This is a genomic window from Vibrio sp. 2096, from assembly GCF_033339595.1.
GTDB lineage: Bacteria > Pseudomonadota > Gammaproteobacteria > Enterobacterales > Vibrionaceae > Vibrio > Vibrio alginolyticus.
Genome location: NZ_JAWOUX010000002.1, coordinates 12,958 through 32,144, shown reverse-complemented (window position 1 = coordinate 32,144; position 19,187 = coordinate 12,958). Strand labels below are relative to the sequence as shown.

16 protein-coding genes and 1 other RNA gene are annotated in these 19,187 nt (G+C 44.2%); 3 read left to right on the top strand and 14 right to left on the bottom strand.

All coding sequences use genetic code 11. From position 1 onward, the window contains the following. Window positions 1-55: 55 nt before the first annotated feature. The gene (locus tag R7Q41_RS03455; RefSeq protein ID WP_005387823.1) at window positions 56-604 is read left to right on the top strand and encodes a GNAT family N-acetyltransferase; all 549 of its coding nucleotides are present in this window, start codon (window positions 56-58) and stop codon (window positions 602-604) included. 76 nt (window positions 605-680) lie between these two features. Here R7Q41_RS03455 and R7Q41_RS03450 read toward each other — a convergent pair whose 3' ends face one another. The 7 genes from R7Q41_RS03450 to hinT all read right to left on the bottom strand — a co-directional run bounded on the left by R7Q41_RS03450 (window position 681) and on the right by hinT (window position 6,894). Beyond that, on the bottom strand, window positions 681-1,970 hold the full coding sequence (locus R7Q41_RS03450) for an NAD(P)/FAD-dependent oxidoreductase (protein WP_005378463.1): 1,290 nt from the start codon (window positions 1,968-1,970) through the stop codon (window positions 681-683). Window positions 1,971-2,503: 533 nt separating this feature from the next. Beyond that, window positions 2,504-3,046: an alpha/beta hydrolase YcfP gene (gene ycfP / locus R7Q41_RS03445; RefSeq protein ID WP_258658692.1), complete on the bottom strand. Its 543-nt coding sequence runs from the start codon at window positions 3,044-3,046 to the stop codon at window positions 2,504-2,506. Between the two features lie 75 nt (window positions 3,047-3,121). Further along, complete coding sequence (thiK, locus tag R7Q41_RS03440) at window positions 3,122-4,003, bottom strand: thiamine kinase (protein ID WP_258658690.1); 882 nt, start codon at window positions 4,001-4,003, stop codon at window positions 3,122-3,124. A 24-nt stretch (window positions 4,004-4,027) separates the two neighbouring features. Then, window positions 4,028-4,618, bottom strand: coding sequence for a penicillin-binding protein activator LpoB (gene lpoB, locus R7Q41_RS03435; RefSeq protein WP_005378467.1), 591 nt, complete (start codon window positions 4,616-4,618; stop codon window positions 4,028-4,030). A 66-nt stretch (window positions 4,619-4,684) separates the two neighbouring features. Beyond that, window positions 4,685-5,077 carry a YcfL family protein gene (locus R7Q41_RS03430; RefSeq protein WP_005378469.1) on the bottom strand — a complete coding sequence of 131 codons (393 nt, stop codon included), beginning with the start codon at window positions 5,075-5,077 and terminating at the stop codon, window positions 4,685-4,687. Beyond that, on the bottom strand, window positions 5,077-6,474 hold the full coding sequence (locus tag R7Q41_RS03425) for a hypothetical protein (RefSeq protein WP_318144358.1): 1,398 nt from the start codon (window positions 6,472-6,474) through the stop codon (window positions 5,077-5,079). Before R7Q41_RS03425 ends, R7Q41_RS03430 begins: the two co-directional genes overlap by 1 nt. 69 nt (window positions 6,475-6,543) lie before the next feature. After that, window positions 6,544-6,894 carry a purine nucleoside phosphoramidase gene (gene hinT / locus R7Q41_RS03420; RefSeq protein ID WP_005378473.1) on the bottom strand — a complete coding sequence of 117 codons (351 nt, stop codon included), beginning with the start codon at window positions 6,892-6,894 and terminating at the stop codon, window positions 6,544-6,546. A gap of 269 nt (window positions 6,895-7,163) precedes the next feature. Here hinT and R7Q41_RS03415 point away from each other — a divergent pair, with 269 nt between their 5' ends. Both R7Q41_RS03415 and R7Q41_RS03410 read left to right on the top strand, forming a co-directional pair. Further along, the gene (locus R7Q41_RS03415) at window positions 7,164-9,155 is read left to right on the top strand and encodes a methyl-accepting chemotaxis protein (RefSeq protein ID WP_171342758.1); all 1,992 of its coding nucleotides are present in this window, start codon (window positions 7,164-7,166) and stop codon (window positions 9,153-9,155) included. Between the two features lie 163 nt (window positions 9,156-9,318). Continuing rightward, a complete protein-coding gene (locus R7Q41_RS03410) occupies window positions 9,319-10,479 on the top strand; it encodes a DUF1887 family protein (protein ID WP_005378476.1) in 1,161 nt (386 codons plus the stop codon). Between the two features lie 157 nt (window positions 10,480-10,636). On the opposite strand, the gene udp is transcribed toward R7Q41_RS03410, so the two are convergent. From udp to R7Q41_RS03375, 7 genes are all read right to left on the bottom strand, one after another. After that, window positions 10,637-11,395 (bottom strand): uridine phosphorylase, encoded by a 759-nt coding sequence (gene udp / locus R7Q41_RS03405; protein ID WP_005378479.1) that lies wholly within the window; start codon window positions 11,393-11,395, stop codon window positions 10,637-10,639. 314 nt (window positions 11,396-11,709) lie between these two features. Then, a complete protein-coding gene (locus R7Q41_RS03400; RefSeq protein WP_017634749.1) occupies window positions 11,710-14,016 on the bottom strand; it encodes a zinc/cadmium/mercury/lead-transporting ATPase in 2,307 nt (768 codons plus the stop codon). Window positions 14,017-14,188: 172 nt separating this feature from the next. After that, window positions 14,189-14,608 carry a CBS domain-containing protein gene (locus R7Q41_RS03395; RefSeq protein ID WP_005378483.1) on the bottom strand — a complete coding sequence of 140 codons (420 nt, stop codon included), beginning with the start codon at window positions 14,606-14,608 and terminating at the stop codon, window positions 14,189-14,191. A 247-nt stretch (window positions 14,609-14,855) separates the two neighbouring features. After that, entirely contained in the window at window positions 14,856-15,590 is a 735-nt protein-coding gene (locus R7Q41_RS03390; protein WP_064353734.1) for an RNA methyltransferase, read from the bottom strand. 212 nt (window positions 15,591-15,802) lie between these two features. After that, window positions 15,803-15,899: signal recognition particle sRNA small type (gene ffs, locus R7Q41_RS03385), an RNA gene on the bottom strand. A 137-nt stretch (window positions 15,900-16,036) separates the two neighbouring features. After that, window positions 16,037-18,040: a GGDEF domain-containing protein gene (locus R7Q41_RS03380; RefSeq protein WP_017634751.1), complete on the bottom strand. Its 2,004-nt coding sequence runs from the start codon at window positions 18,038-18,040 to the stop codon at window positions 16,037-16,039. Between the two features lie 152 nt (window positions 18,041-18,192). Further along, complete coding sequence (locus R7Q41_RS03375) at window positions 18,193-18,936, bottom strand: hypothetical protein (RefSeq protein ID WP_005389942.1); 744 nt, start codon at window positions 18,934-18,936, stop codon at window positions 18,193-18,195. Window positions 18,937-19,187: the final 251 nt, after the last annotated feature.

Sequence of the window (19,187 nt, the reverse complement as noted above, 5' to 3'; positions counted from 1 at the left end):
TATAAATAGACAGCTTTCAATTTACTTACACTCAACATGGAAGTCGTATTAGTTCATGAGTCCAGACTTTGAAATCATTGCGCCCCGCTTAGCGCTCAAGCTCATCCCTGCTGAAGAAGCACATTCACTACAACGATTACTTGCAGAATCCCCTTCGCTGCACCAATGGCTTGACTGGTGTGATAAAAACGTCACATTGAAAACCGCGCAGGACTTTCTGTTGGCAACCCGTCTTAACTGGGTCAAAACTGAGGCTTTTGGTTTCGGTATCTATGAGCGGCAAAGTAACACTTTGGTTGGAATGGCAGCGGTTAATGAGTTATATCATACGTTTAATATGGCGAGTATTGGTTACTGGGTTGCCGACCGCTATCAACGGCAAGGCTATGCCCAAGAAGCCGTTAAAGCCTTAGCAGAATTCTGCTTCGCAAAGCTAAGTTTAACTCGACTAGAGATTGTTTGTGACCCCGACAACGAAGCTAGCCAAGCCTTAATTGAGTCCGTCGGTGCACAAAAAGAAGCCATCGCCAGAAACCGGTTTATTTTTCAGGGTAAGCCTAAAGATGGCGTTGTGTTCTCACTTTTACCGACAGATCTAACATAAACAAAAAGCCACCGACTTGCGGTGGCTTCTGCATTTTTTAAGATACAACACATCCACACAGAGTGGATTTAAAACCTTAGTGCAGCTTAAGGTTTGGACGCAGCACGCGATTAATGCGGCCGACGAGCATCATCAGACCGGTTTTGAATACACCGTGCAACGCCATTAGGTGCATGCGATACAACGAGATGTAAACGACACGAGCAATACGGCCTTCTACCATCATCGACCCTTTAGTTAGGTTCCCCATCAGACTACCAACGGTTGAGAAGCGACTTAGAGACACTAATGAACCGTGATCTTTATATACGTAGTCTTTCAACTCGCGCCCGTTGATCTTCGCGACGATGTTACTAAATGCCTGGCTTGCCATTTGGTGTGCAGCTTGAGCGCGTGGCGGCACGAACGAACCGTCAGACTGGGTACATTGTGCTAAGTCACCAATAACAAAGATGTCATCATCTCGTGTTGTCTGTAGTGTGTTTTTCACTACAAGCTGATTGATACGGTTCGTTTCTAAGCCAGCGATATCTTTAATAAAGTCTGGAGCTTTGATACCTGCAGCCCAAACCATGATTTGAGCTGGGATCTTCTCACCATCTTTTGTAGTAAGGCCATCTTTTTCAGCTTTAGTCACCATAGTGGCGGTGCGCACGTTTACGCCCAACTTCACCAACTCTTGATGAGCAGCAGAAGAAATACGTGGAGGTAACGCTGGTAAAATACGCTCACCTGCTTCAATCAGATTGACGTTCAACTTGCTAGAGTCAAGATCACCGAAGCCATAAGTGCGCAGCTCTTTAACAGCATTATGTAACTCCGCTGATAGTTCAACGCCAGTTGCACCAGCACCAACAATCGCAATATCGACCGTACCGTTACCGTTTTTCGCGTGCAGCTTTAGGAACTCGTTGTTCATTTCTGTACGGAAACGGTGTGCTTGCTCAGGGCTGTCTAGGAAAATACAGTTTTCACGAACGCCAGGCGTGTTGAAGTCGTTTGATGTCGAGCCAATCGCCATCACTAGAATGTCGTATTCTAGCTCACGGCTTGGCATAAGAAGTTCACCGTGTTCGTCTTTAAGCTCACTTAAGATGATCACTTTACGTTCACGGTCGATGTCTTGAAGACTACCCATTTGGAAGTCGAAGCTGTGGTTTTTTGCATGAGCTCGATAGCTCAGTGCATCTACTCCTTCGTCCAAAGAACCTGTAGCAACCTCATGCAATAATGGCTTCCACAAGTGGCTCGCTTTTCGATCGACTAGCGTAATTTGCGCACGGTTTTTGCGACCTAGAGTTCGACCAAGCTTAGTTGCCAACTCAAGACCACCTGCACCGCCGCCTACAACGATAATGCGTGTCACAATGATTTTCCTCTACAAAAATGAATATATGGGGTTCAGCTCGATGCATGACTCACAAACATTTGTGGCATCCATCCAACCGATGAATTCTTGGTTCTTAGAGGTGTCTCAATTACTTGGATTAAAAAACTGCCACTCACCTTGAATCTTTATCTATCAATGACTTGTCAGGGTTTGGCATGTTTATCTGGTACGCATACGACGCCAGAATTTTTTGGGCAAGTTTATTACTCGCTCTCAATTTTTTTTGATATTTATCAAATTATTTTAGTCCGGTTCATTATATAGAGACCAACTTTGAAGGCAACCAAAATCCGTGTAACGAGTACGGATTGACTACTTTTCGACTACTCTACAACAAGGTGTTCGTGCTACATAGGAGGGAAGTAAGAAAACGGTAAGGAGAACACAATATTCAAAGCGTTAAACCAAGAAAATGTGCCTTTCAAAGAGACAGTGGCTCGGCATACTCAAGAGAAGGAATCGCAGCAAAGCAGCCGATAAAAACGCCGCTTTACTGTCTACACTCAACATTAATAAGTATTTTTAAATACCTTTATCGCTTGTAAATGATGAGAGATTTTTTTGAACTTATGAGACTGAGTTTCATCCCAAATGATTTGATAGTGTTTTTCTAGCTCAGCTGCCGTTTTCGAATTGTCATGCACTTCATCATCTTTAGAGAGAATCACTAAGCAGTGCGCTTGATTTTTCGCTCGGAACTGATCAACACATTTTGTTGCGATATCTTCGTACTCTTCTGGGCGATCGATTCGACCAGCCATCGTTTTTTCTGGATGCAAGTTCGGGTTGAACATCACTTGCTTGATACCGCATAGAAAACCAATTCGCTCAGACCAGTAACCACCTAAACCAACCCCACAGATTAACGGGTTTGGGTCATCAGATTGATCGATAACTTTAGACACTTCTTTTAACAAGTGTTGCATGTCGTGCTTTGGGTGAAGGGTGCTGTAATTGATAAAACGAACGTCGTCGTCGATAAATTGCAGTTGAAGAACTTTTTCGTGGTTACCCGGGCTTGTACTGTCAAAGCCGTGTAAGTAAATAATCATGTGTACCTCTCCCTGTGTGTATCTGGTACTTTTATTAAAACTACCACTATTTCCTTACTGTTAAAGGGGAAAATATCACGAGTTCTCAAAACAGTGATCTTCCATACACAATGAGCCTTTCAACTCATACGCAATGTTTAAGTATTGTTCATCTCCCCACAATTTATAGGCAAGTAGATACCAGAGCATCGCCATCACCAAGGTTCTTGGTTGCCAAGCGTGTACACCTCTCAGCCAAAGAGACACATCTTCGATACCTCGAATTTGGCAATACTGCTTTACCGCTTCTTCCACAGGCGCATTCGCGACCTGAATAGTTAAGGTCAAATCAAGCCTAGGGTCAGCAATCCCGGCATACTCCCAATCAATGACTTTCACCCCATTCTCTCCTCGCACTAGGTTATAACACCCCAGATCGAAGTGACATAGGGCAAGCGGAACAGGTGCAACGTTCGGTTCCGTGCGCCACTTCATGTACAAAGCCTCAAACTCCGTCCCCACATACTGACCATCAAGCTCAAGCCAATAATGATCGATGCGAGAAATATATGAAAATGGAACCAAAGGAATTGCGCTTATCGGATATTGATGAATCTTCGCCGCAATGGATAATAAATTGCTTAGTGCTAAGCCTGACTCCGTCAGAGCCTCTCCTTCTATCCATTCCACCAGCAACCCTTGCTCATGAATAAAAACTGGCTTGGGGCCAATTTCCAATGAAGAGACTGCATTCAGCACTTGATATTCACTGTGACGAGAAATTGAAAAAGCCTTGCAGACATGACTGGTCGGTCGCCAGATGTATGCAAGGCCTTGAGAAGATTCCAACCGCCAACAACGGTTGGTGAGCCCCCCGGTAACAGTTTGTACTTTTACCGGAGGCTCCGTAAAGAAGCCATCGAGAGCGTTAAGACTCGGATCTAACTGTTTTGCTTGTTGCCAAGAAAACCATGCCATTGATGACTTCTCCACCCTGTTCGATTAAAGACCGAATAGGCTCTTAGATTGCGCTTTACGAATTTCAGTTTCATCCGCCCACTCAATCAAACCTGTTTCTAGGTCCATTAGGCGCATGGTCATCTTGTAGTATACATCTTTATCGCTACCTGCATTTTTCACAATGCTAGATAGGTTGCCGTAAAGCATGTATTGAGCACCAACCATTTTACCAAATTGGATCGCTGTGCTTTGGTTAACAAGCTCATCCGTGTTTTGGAAGTTAAGTTGTTCACGCACAGACTCAACACGATCCATATCAACAAAGCGGAACTTACCTGAGTTCAACATCTTAGTAGAGATCGTGTCGGTAATGGATTCAGTGTCAATATGTTCACTGGTTTTGTTCTTAATTCGCTCAACAAAAACGATAGGACGTTGGTCACGAGTAATTGCTGCTACAGAGCCCGACATCATCATGCTATCCACCATTTCAGCCGCGATTTTTTGTAAATCTGTTGAGCCAAAATCGATAGTCGTGGTTTCTGTTGCTTGCGCATCGCCGTAAGAGACTTTGTTAGAACAGCCACCTAAAATGACGGCAAGACCTAAAAGAGCAATAATACTTTTTTTCATGAGAGTTCCTTAGTTTTTCAATACCAGCGCATCGTTAGCGCGGCAGCTTCGGCAGAGCCGTTAAGATTAATCGTCTTGTGCTTCTCTAATTTGCACACGGAATTTTGTGCCATTTGGATTCACAGTAACTTCAGATAACGTGACTTGCTCAAATCCTCGCACAATCATTTTTCGCCACGGACCAGGTTTGGTATTCACTTCTAAACCATTGTTGTCATACCAATAAAATCGGTAAAGAATGTGCTGATCACCTTTGTAATTGCTACTCAGCTGCACGACTCCTCGTGGGCGATCATCAACGTAAGTGGTGGTGATGTTGTCAACTAATAAGCGACTACCTAAAACGTTATCATTAAAAAATACTTTTTGCGTTTGGCCATCAATTCGAATACCAGCCGTGTTTTCGGCGCATCCAACTAAACCAATAGCCATTGCTAAACAAACAAGCCATGCTTTCATTACAGTCTCCCTAGCTGTTTATGCCACACGGTTGAGTGTGCTCCCTGACGAGATACCCATACCAATGTAGTCTGCTGTGCAGGCACTTCAAACTGATAGGTTTGATCACCCAAGTTTAAACTTTGTGTTCCCGGTTTCACGATTTTTGAAGCCGTTTTCACTTGCGCTGGCAATGTTTGCCAACTTCTTGTATCTGGCTGTTCGGTCAATGTGTTCCATACATTGAAAAGTATGTTTCCCACATCATCGCCCTTTTTCGCCGCCTCTTTTCGGATTCGATCTTTTGCCCAAACACGAAGAGCTTGACGGATCACTATTGTAGTAAGACGTTCATTAAGATCGTTTTGCGCCATCGCATTAACATCAACCAGCGTACTGGAAGATAATACCTGACCATTTAAAACAACATCGCTAAAACGTTGAGCACCTCGGTTCTGATAATAAGGAAGCGCCAACGAATAAATCGCGCCATTATCGCGACTGTCGTAAATTGGTAAATCAATACGCCACCCTTTCATCGCCTCAACAACACCCTGCTCATCGATAACGATGACTCGCCCTTGTGACTGAGTTAATCCAGAAGGTGCTTTACCATACCGCTTCTCTAGCATGCGCAAGTCTTCACGCATGCCCAGCTTCTTAGCAGCGTATAAGGTGCTTTCCACAACTTGCTTGTTGTCTGGCATTACAGCGAGTGCTCGTCGGTAATCAACATAAGCACTGTTTAAGTCTCGCGACGCTTCATATAACAAGCCAGAAAGATAGAACAGATAACCATTTTGTACCGCGCTTAGTTTTTTACCAGCATCAGGGTAGTTCGCTAACACACTGCCTAAATTGGCAGACATGCCTTGCTTGTTAAGGTCTTTCTCTGCTGCTTTTAGCTCTTTTTCACGCGCCTTTCTTGCCGCTTCCTGAACTTGATTAGCTCGACGCACTTCAACTATTGCTCCTTCTAAATCGTTTTTCTGTAAGTAATTTAGCCCTAGATACAGGTGCAAAAAGCCAAGTTCGTAATCGGCGGGATGATAGTCTTGGAGATTGTCGTTCACTGCGAGAGAGCCGACGCTCGTTGCCGTGTCTGACACAGATATCGTCGCACGATCTTGTTGAACACGTACAGCACGATCGCTGCTTTCTAGCGCATTTAAACTTGTTGGGTAATCTTCAGCAAGAAAAGAGATACGACCTTTTTCAAAATTGCCAAGTATCTCGCCACCCACTTCACTTGATTGAAGTTGTTTTGCTTTGGCATATTCCCCTGCAACAACGGCTTGATAAACTTCTTGATTCTGGTTGCTGTAATGGCTAAACAGATTGCCCGCAGATAAATTCGCGCAGCCAGAGGCCATTAAAGCCCAGCTCATCAGCCCTAACAGCTTTACACCTAGTTTCACATTTATCTCCACAAATGTGTCATTCGACAGGAAAAAGAAGTGGGTGAATCGCCACCCACTTTTAAAAGCTTAGCTCAATACCATTGGACCTAGAGGGCGGCCGCCTAGTAGGTGCATGTGAATATGGTAAACCTCTTGGCCACCATGTGGATTACAATTAACGATCAGGCGATAGCCGTCTTCAGCAATACCTTCTTCTTTCGCTAACTTTCTAGCAACAGTGAACAAACGCCCCATCATTGCTTCATCTTCAGCTTCTACATCATTCGTTGTTGGGATCAGTTTATTCGGAATAATGAGAATATGGCTTGGTGTGCGAGGGTTAATGTCGCGAAACGCAGTCACCAAATCATCTTGATAAAGGATATCGGCAGGGATTTCCTTGCGAATAATTTTACTAAAGATCGTTTCTTCCGCCATGAGGACTCCATTTTATAAACGTAATTAGACCCCAATTAGTATGCGCCAACCAAAAGCGGAGCTCAATAAAAACAGTGTTCACTTAACATTATTAATCAAATGCTAATTAACGAAGCTTTTTTTGTCGTGTGCGTCATAAAATGCGCATCACAAACTGAATACAATCCAATGAATTTTGTTACTTTTTTAAGACAATTATTATTTTTATACCCAAGTAAATTCAAAAATACTTGGGTAGCTTGTCTATTTTTGGGAGAGGAAGCTCACTTATGCGAGGTTCAGTTATTAAAAGGATGTATGCCGGCTTTGCACTGATCATCATCCTATTTGCCGTCACAATTGCCATTATGATGGGAGGAATGAGTGATATTCACGGAAAATTTGGCACGGTTTCTAAATCATCCCTACCGTTGGTATCGTTATCTAATCAAACCAGTGTTGAGCTGCTTTCTGCCGACAAATCATTTAAAGACTTCCTGACGACAGAGAATAAACAACGCATGGATGAAATGCGTCAGGAATTTGCTAGATCTCAACAACGCTTCGAATCCACATTGGCTCAACTGAAAACCGCAAGCCAAATCTACCCTTCTCTTGCCGAACCGTTTTCACAGTTAAAAACGTTAGAGCAGAGCTATTTTACAGAAGCTCTAGAGGCCATGGACAACTACGAAGCAATGTTTGCGGCTCAAGAAGAAGTGCAAAAATCCTCACGCCGCTTCCAAAAACTGAATACCGAACTGTCGGTTGGTCTTAAAGAATATGTGGCAGATCAAACCAGCATTTCTGTCAAAGTCATGGCAAAGAGCTACTTTATCAAGTTAAAAGATGCCGAAGTAATTACCTCTGATGCCCTCGCCAGTTCCAACCCTGAGTTTGTTACGCAAGCCGTAGCTAAAAACCGCAAAGCAGTAACGCACTTGAATTACGCATTCCGCGGGTTGGTGACTCAGCTTCCTGAGCTAGAAAAAGCTTTTGGCGAATCTGTAGAGCAATTTACTCGTGACGTTGGTATGCGTGGCGGTGTGCTAGACCAACATAATAATTACCTCAATGCTCGCGCCGCTTTGTATAACAATATCGCCAACCTAGCAAATAAAGTGGATTCAACCATGGCGATTCTTGAGCAATTCACGACAACCGCAACAGATAAGCTCAATGAATCATTGGCAGACGCAGGTGACATATATTCGGCGGGTGTAACGAAAGCCATCATCATTGGCGTTATTGTCGTTTTACTCGCGACAGCGATTGGCTACCACATCGCACAAAGCGTTCGCGAACCGTTGACTCGTATTCTAAAAGTGTTAGAAAGCCTGACTGAAGGTGATATGACACAGCGTATCGATATTCGCTATAACAACGAATTCAGCCGTGTGAGTGGACACATTAACTCACTCGCCGACAACCTTCACGAGATCTTGGTGAAACTCAACGAAGCGTCAGAAAACCTATCGTCAACCGCGACAACCAACGAACGCACCTCTTCGCAAGCACAAATTAAATTGAGCTCTCAACGCGAACAAACAGCAAACGTCGCTACCGCGATGACAGAAATGTCTCATTCAGTGCAGGAAGTCGCGCAAAGTGCGCAAGGCTCGTTAGAAATGGTGCAACGCGTCGAATCTGCCTCTGAAGAAGGTAGAAATGTTATGAGCAGTAATATCTCAACCATTAATCAACTAGAAACACGTTTGAACGAATCGGTCTCCGCAGTTTCTGAGCTACAAAAAATGAGTGGTCAAATTGGGTCTATCCTTGATGTGATCCGCAACATTGCGGAGCAAACCAACCTACTGGCATTGAACGCGGCAATTGAAGCGGCTCGCGCTGGTGAACAAGGTCGCGGCTTCGCGGTAGTGGCAGATGAAGTACGAGTACTCGCATCAAGAACGACTCAATCAACCACTGAAATTGAATCCATGATCAGTAATCTGCAATCTAGCTCGCAATCGGCGAACCAAGTCATACAAAGCTGTATGAGCGATATGGAGATGTCGGTTGAGCAAGCATCAAAAGCGAACAGCTCAATGGAAGAGATCCAGGCGCTAATCATCGAAATCAGCCAAATGAGTACGCACATTTCACAAGCAGCAGCAGAGCAAAGTGAAACATCAACAGACATTGCTCGCAGCATTGAAGATATTAACAACATCGCCGATGAAAGTTTCCAAGCCATGTCGAGTATCGCACAAACCAGTGAATCACTGACCCACTTGGCTCATCAGCAAAATGAATTGGTCCACCGATTTAAGTTATAAATACTTTATAATTAAGAGCATTAATTAGTGCAATCAACTGTATAAGGGCGACTTTTTGTTAAGTCGCCCTTGTTTTTTGTCGGCCATGTCTACATATGATTAATAAGGCCAGCTCATCCCCTTGCACAACTCTTTTCGAGCGGCCTCATAAAAAGGAAAATCTATGGCTGTTCATGTTGGTATTATCGACCAAGACCCAGTGAGATTGGTCACTCCTCTATTAGATAATCGTACGCTAAGCACACATATCGTCTTCATCGGAGACAAGAGCCAGTTAGATATATTTGACCGACTGAGTGCCGTTTTAGATCAACGAGAAATTACTTCTGAATTTTTTGAAATTCCATCCGCTGTTAATACATCTCTGATCAAACAAGCAATTCAAAAACTGGCAAAAGATCTCCATGAACGCGGCGAAGATGTAAAATTGAACGCGAGCTGTGGTCTTCGTCATCGCTTGTTGTCGGTGTACGAAGTTTTCCGTACCTATCGCTGGCCAATTTTTGTGGTTGAGCCTAGTAGCGATAAGCTTTGTTGGTTATACCCTGATGGCAAAGAAGATACCCAAGTCGAAGATCACATTACGATTGCAGATTACCTCACTATCTTTGGTGCACGCGGCGAGTTTCACCACGTTGATTTACCACCTCTTCTTGATAAAAAATTGTATGAACTTGGTGAACGATGGGCCTCAAATGCGCTTGAGCTTGGGCCAGGTCTAGCAACACTTAACTACCTTGCAACCACATGCCGCAAAGAACAAAAGCTTGATGTCGAGCTCTCCGAAAAACAGCAGGGCTACCGTGAGCTCAACATGTTGCTTTCAGATTTAGTAGAAGCAGAAATCGCCACCTATGAGAATGGCGTTTTAACGTTTGCAGATGAAGATGCTCGACGCTTTTCAAACGGTGAGTGGTTAGAAACTTTGGTTCACAGCACCGTGAAGCAAATCCAAGACACCATGCCGACGATCCAAGATCGATCGTTAAATGTTCAGGTTTATCGTAAACTTGGTGAAAGTGAAGTACGCAATGAGTTAGATGTCGCAACAGTTGTAAACAACAAGCTGCACATCATCGAGTGCAAAACCAAAGGCATGAGAGATGACGGCGACGATACTTTATATAAGTTAGAATCGCTTCGCGATCTATTAGGTGGCTTGCAAGCGCGCGCAATGTTGGTGAGCTTCCGTCCTCTTCGTCACAATGACATTACTCGTGCTGAAGACTTAGGGCTAGCCCTGATTGGCCCTGATGAGCTTAAAGATTTAAGAACGCACTTAACGGCTTGGTTTAAAGACGCGGGCGGTTCAGACGAGATATAGTGCCATTAAGAAAAGCTAAAATTCACAACGATAAAAAGCAGCATTAATGCTGCTTTTTTTATACCTAAATTTTAGCTGTACGCATTTCTATAAGTAGAAAAAAACCAGAGGTTAGCCTCTGGTTTTTTCTGTTTGTTTAAATGCCAACTATAGAGGCTTAAAGCATTTTACGCGCTGCTTCTACAACCACTTTAATTGAACGCGCTTCCGTTTCTTTCAGAGTTGAATGATCTGGAATCTCTTTTTGTGTACGGTTGATGATAACACCAGCCACACAACCCGCTTTTAAACCAGAGCTCGCACACATTGTTAGCAGTGTTGCAGACTCCATCTCGAAGTTAAGTACGCCCATGTCTTGCCATTCTTGCATAGAGCCTTGGAAACGCTTAACAACACGACCAGAGAACGTATCGTAACGTTCTTGACCAGGGTAGAACGTGTCGCTTGATGCAGTCACACCCATGTGAACTGTAGCGCCAGACTCTTCTACCGCTGCTTTCATTGCGGTTGCTACTTCAAAGTCAGCAACTGCTGGGAATTCCATAGGAGCAAAGTGTAGGCTCGCACCGTCAAGACGAACTGACCCCGTCGTTACGATCATGTCACCCACGTTTACATGTGGTTGAATTGCACCCGTTGTACCAACACGTAGGAAAGTACGAACACCAAGCTGTGCCAATTCCTCAACTGCGATAGAGGTAGAAGGACCACCAATACCTGTAGAACAAACCACAACAGGTTTACCGTCTAACTCTGCACGGTATAGCGTGTATTCACGATGGCTTGCTAGAAATACTGGATTTTCCATTTGTTCTGCGATTTTTTGAACACGCGCTGGGTCACCAGGAATGATCGCTAGAGTCGCACCATTAAGATCAGCTTCAGTAACACCTAAATGGAATACAGCTTGAGACATAAGTCGCTCCTTATTGTGGCTTATTTTATGAACAATAAGCTCATTAATCAGTTATTGGGTACAGATGCACTGTAGCGAACCTTTCACCAACATAGAGTGATCACAATCACAATGACAAAATGTAATGAAAATGAAATTTCAAACAAAACTGGCATTGATCACACTTTAAGGGGCGTTAGATCATTTTGTTGCATAGCAATGCGTGATTTCAAGGACGAGAAAAACGTCTGATCGCATCAGGTTAATACGGTTAAAAAAAGCCCGATACACGAATGCCTCGGGCTATTAATGAGTGGGATCAATGGTTAGGTCAGTTATTTGATCTGCTTGGACTCAAAACGAAGTAATCTCAACGCATTCAATGTCACCAGTGCTGTTGCACCACTGTCGGCTAATACAGCAACCCACAACCCAGTTACACCAAGTAAACTTGTCACTAAGAATACACCTTTCAAACCTAGCGCTAACGCGACATTCTGACGAATGTTACTTAGCGTCGCACGCGACAGTTCTATCATGGCAGGTAGCTCAATCAAACGGTTGTGTGTTAACGCCGCATCAGCAGTCTCGAGTGCAACATCCGTACCGCCTCCCATCGCAATGCCGATACTCGAAGCTTTCATGGCTGGAGCATCATTGATACCGTCTCCCACCATCGCAACGGTATGTTGTTGTGATAGCTTCTCGACGTAATGCACCTTGTCTGCAGGTAACAAACTCGCTTTATAATCCAAGCCTATTCTATTTGCCATTGCTTCTGCACTTCTCGGGTTGTCACCCGTTAGCATCACCGACGTGACCCCAAGTTCCTTCAACATTGCGATGGCTTGCTGGGCATCTGAGCGCAATGTATCTTGCCATGCGATCACGCCAATGACCTCGTCATCGAAACGCACAATGACAACCGTTTTACCTTGTTGTTCCAACGTAACCACTTGCTCTTTGGCTTGTTGAGAAAGTGGAAAGTCTGCCTTTGAAGGCGTGACCACTTGGACCATTTTTCCATCGACGTAACCTGTGACACCAGAGCCTACTTGCGCGGTTTTATCCAACGCTTCAGGAATAGTAAGCCCCTGCTCTTGCACTTTGGTAACTAAAGAAACCGCTAGAGGATGACTTGAACCAATCTCGATTGACGCAGTTAGGCTAAGTAACTTGTCTTCATCCATATCAAAAGCAAAGACGTCGGTCACTTCTGGTTTACCTTGCGTCAGTGTCCCAGTTTTATCAAATGCGACAGACTCAACCTTGCCAAGCAACTCAAGCGCCGCACCACCTTTGATCAATGCGCCCCGCTTAGCCGCTGCCGCCAAGCCAGAAGTGATCGCCGCAGGCGTTGAAATTACTAATGCACATGGACAAGCAATCAACAGAAGGGCGAGTCCTCGATAGATCCACGTTTCCCACGGTTGGGCAAATAGTAATGGCGGCGTAACGATAACCATCAGAGACACCAGCATCATTAGCGGCGTATACCAACGGCTAAATTTATCAAGAAAGCGTTCTAATGGTGCCTTACGAGATTCGGCTTCTTCAATCAAATGAAGAATTCGGTCTATCGCATTCTCGCCCTGACGGGAAGTCACCTGTAAGCGAACCACTTTATCGACAACCACAGCCCCGGCCATCACTTTGCCACCGGTTTGATGTTCAACGGGAACAGATTCTCCCGTTAACGCACTTTCGTCAAAACTCGCAAGCGCATCTTGCAAAACACCGTCGGCAGGCAAACGACCTCCAGGTGCGACTTCTATGATATCCCCTGGTTTAAGCTGAGCAGCTGGTACTTCTTTACGCTCTCCATCAATAATTAAAATTGAATTTTCTGGGACTAAGTCCATTAACGCCTGGACACCGCTTCGCGCGCGAGATGATGCATATGCTTCTAACTTTTCACCAATAAGGAAAAGCAATAACACCATTGCGGCTTCGGCGGTTTCACCTAAATATAAAGCGCCGAGCGCCGCTACACTCATTAACGTTTCAATCGCAAAAGGCGTACCGCTACGCGCCAACTTAAATGCTTTGAGCGCGATTGGGTATAAACCAAGTAAACACGTCAAAGTGAATAACCAAGCGCTTATTTGAGGGTCGATCTTAGAAATTACTGCCGCAGTAGCCATTGCACCAGCAATCGAGAGAATTTGGATGTTGTCTCTTATGACGCCAAGCCAGCCTTTCTTTGTAGTGCTTGGTTTTGGAGCATCAAGTGAAGAGAGCGGGAAACCCGTTTTTTGGGCTGTCTGCTCTATCGTAGCTATCAGCTCTAGACCATCAAAATCGACGACCAGTTTTTCTGTTGCAAACAAAACCTTGGCTTGGCTGACGCCTTGTAAAGACGTAATGGCTTTCTCAAGCTTTTGCGCACAAGATGGGCAATCCATACCTGACACAAGCCAAGCGTTCCGAACGGAGGAATTACTCTCCCTTGTGGGATCGTCTTCCTCGCCTGTGTCAACGCTGCAGCCTCCTCCACTACAGCAAGAGCTTTCAGAAACATCAACACTGGCCTGAGAGATATTGAGCGAAGATTTTACTGGCGCACAGCATGACTCGCTTGCACCAAGCGGCACCGCAGTTTTGATTTTGCTAGATTGGCAACCTTGATGTTTTGTACACATAATTTTTTCCTTATTGGTATCGGTGATTTACCTATTGCTAAGGATAAACCTTAGAGTAAGCTCCAAGGTCAAGATAAATTTGTACAGTTCGGCGATAGAAAATAAAAAAGACGCCGAAGCGTCTTTCCAAACCAGTTTAAAAGCAATATTCCGTAAAGTTTAAACAGAGAGGTTAAACGGGATGCTTAAAGCACTCATTTAATGTCATTCCTATGGCACGCAGCACGTCTCTTCTTGTGATAACACCAACCAACTTACCTTTGCCATCCACCACTGGATACATTTTCGGCTTTCCAACTTTCATCATGTCAGCCAGTTCAATTACTGACATTTCTGGAGAAACAGATAAGACATCATCATGCATACACTCTTGTACCGTATGTGTATCTTGGCAGTGATAACTTGCTTTCACCAACTTATCTAATAAGTCTTGCTCCGATAAAAACCCAACCACTTTTTCATTTTCATCAATGACAGGGCCACCTAGTGTGACACTTTGCATTACTTTGTTTAAAGCTGCCGAAAGTGACATATCTTTCGTGAAAGTCACCGCTTGCAACGTCATGTAATCTTTTACTTTTAATGAATGCATTCTTATCTCCTTAAGGGCATTTTATTGCGGCCTTTAGATAAGTGTCGCCTAATTTCCTGATTTTACTAAATGGAAAGGAGTAATTTTATTTATAGGCACAGCCTATTGAACTAAAACAAAATTAACTCACCGAACAACATTCACTGTATTTCGTTAAACGCAAGATTCAGCCAGGCTGATTTTTCTAGGCAATAAATACAACAAAGCCAGTCAAATTGACTGGCTTTGTTATTAAGTAATTGTTGCGTTAGCTATGTTGGCGGCGCATGTTGTCTAAAATAATGCCAGTCGCCATCGCGACATTCAGTGATTCGGCACCGCCAAACGCCGGAATCGTGATTTTATCTGTCACGAATTTTGCTGCGGCTTCGCGCACACCATGAGATTCGCTGCCCATCAACAAAATACCTTCAGCAGCGAAATCCGTTTTATGAACGCTCTCTCCTTCCAAAAACGCGCCATATACTGGCAATTTGGCGTGTTCCAAGTAACTTGGCAAATCCACCAAACTCACTTGTACGCGGCCAAAGCTGCCCATGGTCGCACTGATCGTTTTAGGATTATAAGGATCAGCACAATCTGTACTCGCAATAATGTGCTTGATGCCATACCAGTCTGCAACACGAATAATCGTACCTAGATTACCAGGGTCGGATACACCATCTAGCGCAATCATCAAGCCTTTCGCTTGAGGCTCTTTTACACTCGGAATTTCAACCACAGCAATGGCCGCATTATTGCTCACAAGCGTGCTCGCTTTGGTCAATTCATCAAGCGATGCTTCAACACAATCAAAACGATTTAGCGTACTAGCATTTTGTTCGAGAAATGCCGCTGTTGCAAAAACCTGCTTCACCTTCAATGAACTACTTGCTAGCTCTAGTACGTTCTTTTCACCCTGAACTAGGAATAAGCCATGCGCTTTACGCTGTTTCTTTTGACCTAAAGCACGAAGCAGTTTTAATTGGTTTTTTGAAATCATTAAAGTATCCCAGGTGAAAATGGTTATTCGGCGAGCGTACCCTAAACAATCTTCACGACAGTTCGGTATCAAGCGGATGAGATTATAAATTATACCTAAATAACCTCAAGAAGCTTGATCATCAGAAGACGTTGAACACCAAGCGTAGCCAAAATAAAAGAAGGCTCAAAAACGAAAAAAGCCCTGCGATAACGCAGGGCTTTCAAAGGGTGGGACCCCAGCCACATCCCGGCACACAAGTCACACGCTGCGGCTGCTTCCTTCCGGACCTGACCGAGTTCACGAGCTATTGTTGCGAGAGGACCAGAGCCCCATAATTCTTTTCGAGAGGTCTTGCCTCAATCGATGGGGCGATTATTCAGTATCAGCTCTCATAATGCAAGAGCAAAAACCTTGAATTTCATCATTTCATTACCGTTTGAACAAAACTCGATCAATTCATTCCTTTATGATGAAACCGTGCAGTCACGATAAGAGGAGTCGTGCCGTGAGGACTGCTTACTCATGTACATGTCTTCATCAGCCAAATGCATCGCTTGCTCTAAGCTCATGTGCCGTTCCCTTTTTGCAGAGAAACCAATAGAGATACTTATAGACTCCAAATCACTACATAATTTGCCTTTCACATCGATTCTACTGAGCTCTCTCATTGCTCTAGTTAACTCGGCTTGCGTAGGATAACCCAGTAATATGAACTCATCCCCTCCAATTCGATAACATCTTCCCGACCAGACATAATGAATTTTTAGCGCCAGTAGTTGTAAAACTTCGTCCCCAGCGCGATGACCATAAGTGTCATTGATTCGTTTGAAATGATTAATGTCTAAGTAAAGTATGGATAGATCTTTGTTTACTCCTTTTCGATACTTTACTTGCAACGCACGACGATTCCTTAACCCTGTTAAGTTGTCAGTGTTCGATTGACGGTAAAGATAAAGCGAAACACAAATAGCAAACAATAATACAAAGATAAACACAGCTTGTGTTTGCGTCGCTAATCGAATCTCATATTCAAGTGCGGTACGCCAATCTGGGCGTACATCGTACTGAGCAATGATCTTATCAACTTCTAACATCGCTATCGCTCGACTGAAGAAAGGCGCAAGCATGGCTCCTTTTTCATTCGCGACCAATCCAACAGAGAGTTGTGACTCATAAAACTCGCCAATAGCGGTATCCTGCTCTATCGGAACCAATTCACTGAGACGTAAAAAATGATTGAGCATCGCCGTATCCATCGGAATGTAATCGACTTCTTCATTTAGTAGCCCCTGAATGAGCTCTTGTTGGGTACGATAACGTTTGAGTTCTTTTAGCGGTAACAGTTGCGTCATCATTTGATCGAAAAAGTCATCCTTAACTACGCCAATCCGCTCAGATATCAACTGTGAAACATGAGAGTATGTGCTCGGTTTGTAACCTAAACGCTTGACCATCACCGATGCTGGCGCGTAATGGGGCTTTGGAAAGTAGCTAAATGCGCGCCGCTCACGGCTGACCGTTAACGGCGCCAAAATTTCGAAATTACCTTGGATAAACTCATGGTACATAGAACCCCAGCTTTCACCAGGCTCACTAATGATCAAGCAGTTTAAAGCCAAGATCTCACAGCTTCTCAGGACTACATCAGCCGTCATCCCTTCGACACTACCATCTGCGTTGTATACAACATATGGAAAGATAGATTCGAGCTTAATCCGTATTGGTTCATTAAAATCAAGGGGTAATAAACGAATAGAATCACGCAACGCTGCTCGCCTTAATTCAAATTGATACTGGGAAATTTCTTCGCGAAGCTGCTTTTGCACCGCTTCCCCGTGAATAAACGTAGCGAACGTGTCCAACTCTTCAAGATGATGATCTTTTTTACTGATGATGGATACGGGCTTTATCGAAATCTGATCATTGAGCATCTTGGCGTCAAACCCCTCCATCAGCATCGGCTTGAGCTGGTTAATGGCATCGACAACGCCATCCACAGCACCTGAACGTAGCAGTGTTACTGCTTGTTCGTGACCTTGATAAGAGATCTGTTCTAGCTCAGGGTAGTGTTGTTTAAGTAATTGGGCATAAACTGTATCTTTGGGGACGCCAACACGCGAAATGTCACTCAACGTCGAATCTTTTAAACCAAAGAGGTAGGTATATTCGATATTTGTTGGGCGGGAATAACTAAAACGTTGAGCACGTTCTTGTGTGTAAGTGATATTCGCAGCAAAGTCCGCTTCCCCATTCGCTACTGAATTTAGAATGGCATCAAAGCTGGAGTAGTTCACGTATTGAACGGTAAAGCCAAACTCCTTTGAAGCAGCATTGAAAAGAACACGAGTGACGACATCATCCGCTTCAGTCGCGACTTTATAATGAGCAATTAAAGGGGCTTCGGCTTTTACATTCAAACTCAAGAGGCAACATGCAAAAAGCAACAGTGTTCGAGCAAAAGTTGTCATGACAAACTTATCTTAAATCAACCACTTATATTGTGGTTATTATTATTGGAAGTGTAGTAAATATGAAATGAAGAACATATACTAATCTCCATTTTGTTCCACAACCAATTCGATACTCTGCCGCACATGTCACTTTTTACCTGACTAAAAACTCATAATTCAGCCTGTTCATCGCTACTACGTAAAATATAGTCAGTCATCCAAGCCGTCCCTAACAAACAGATCCAAACCACGAAAACAGGGTTTGGCACATCCGTGGTCGGGCTGACGACTAAAGCGGCAAAACCCACAGTCGGCAATGTCCAACATAATAATTTGCTCCAACGAATGGTATGTTGAAGCTTCGCAAGTGCTTCCATTGACGCTAACATTCCCGTCAAACTTAACGCCATAAGAACGGCGTACGGTAGGCCTGCAATCCACAATGGGAGCAACAAAAACAACGGCCACCAGCTGTGTTTATTGGATGGCGTCCAATGCGCAGCCGACCACCACATCGCCATAACCGCAATGGTTTGAACCACTGTAACCCAAGCAGAACCATCCAGCTTACCGCCTTGCTGTGTGACCATAAGACCAACTTGCAGTGTAAGTACAATAAGACCAGCGGTGAGCAACACACCTAAAGAGCTTCTACGAGAAAATACCACCATTAAAAGTGGGAAAAGGATCAAAACACCAACCGACAAAGCAATTGGCTGCATTGAGAGTGTCGCACCAAAAGCCATCATCGCGCCCAGCAATACTAAGCCAGCGAACCCACCTTGTGGCAGAACCCACAGCGCGGGGATCATAAGTGCAAGAACGGGAATGTCACCCTCGCTCAAACTCATCGCCCGAACACAGACAACAGCGAGTAAGGTCGTAACGAAAAATTGAAGTGTCGATAAAATCATAGCGCCTCCTGGCTTCCCCACCTACTTGGTAACTCAACGGCAAAAACTGGGATTGAAAGTCGTTGAGAGGGTCTAGATTCAAGCTTAGCTTGCGTTTGCTTCATGCTGTTTAAGGCTCATCAACCAACGACACTAAAGAACAGAAAATGTAATTCTTCAAAGTGAGTCGCTGGCAACACAAGGGTTAAGAACCGTTAGCAATATACAAGTCCAATGGTTTACCATTCCTTAGTAACCCAAAATAGACACTT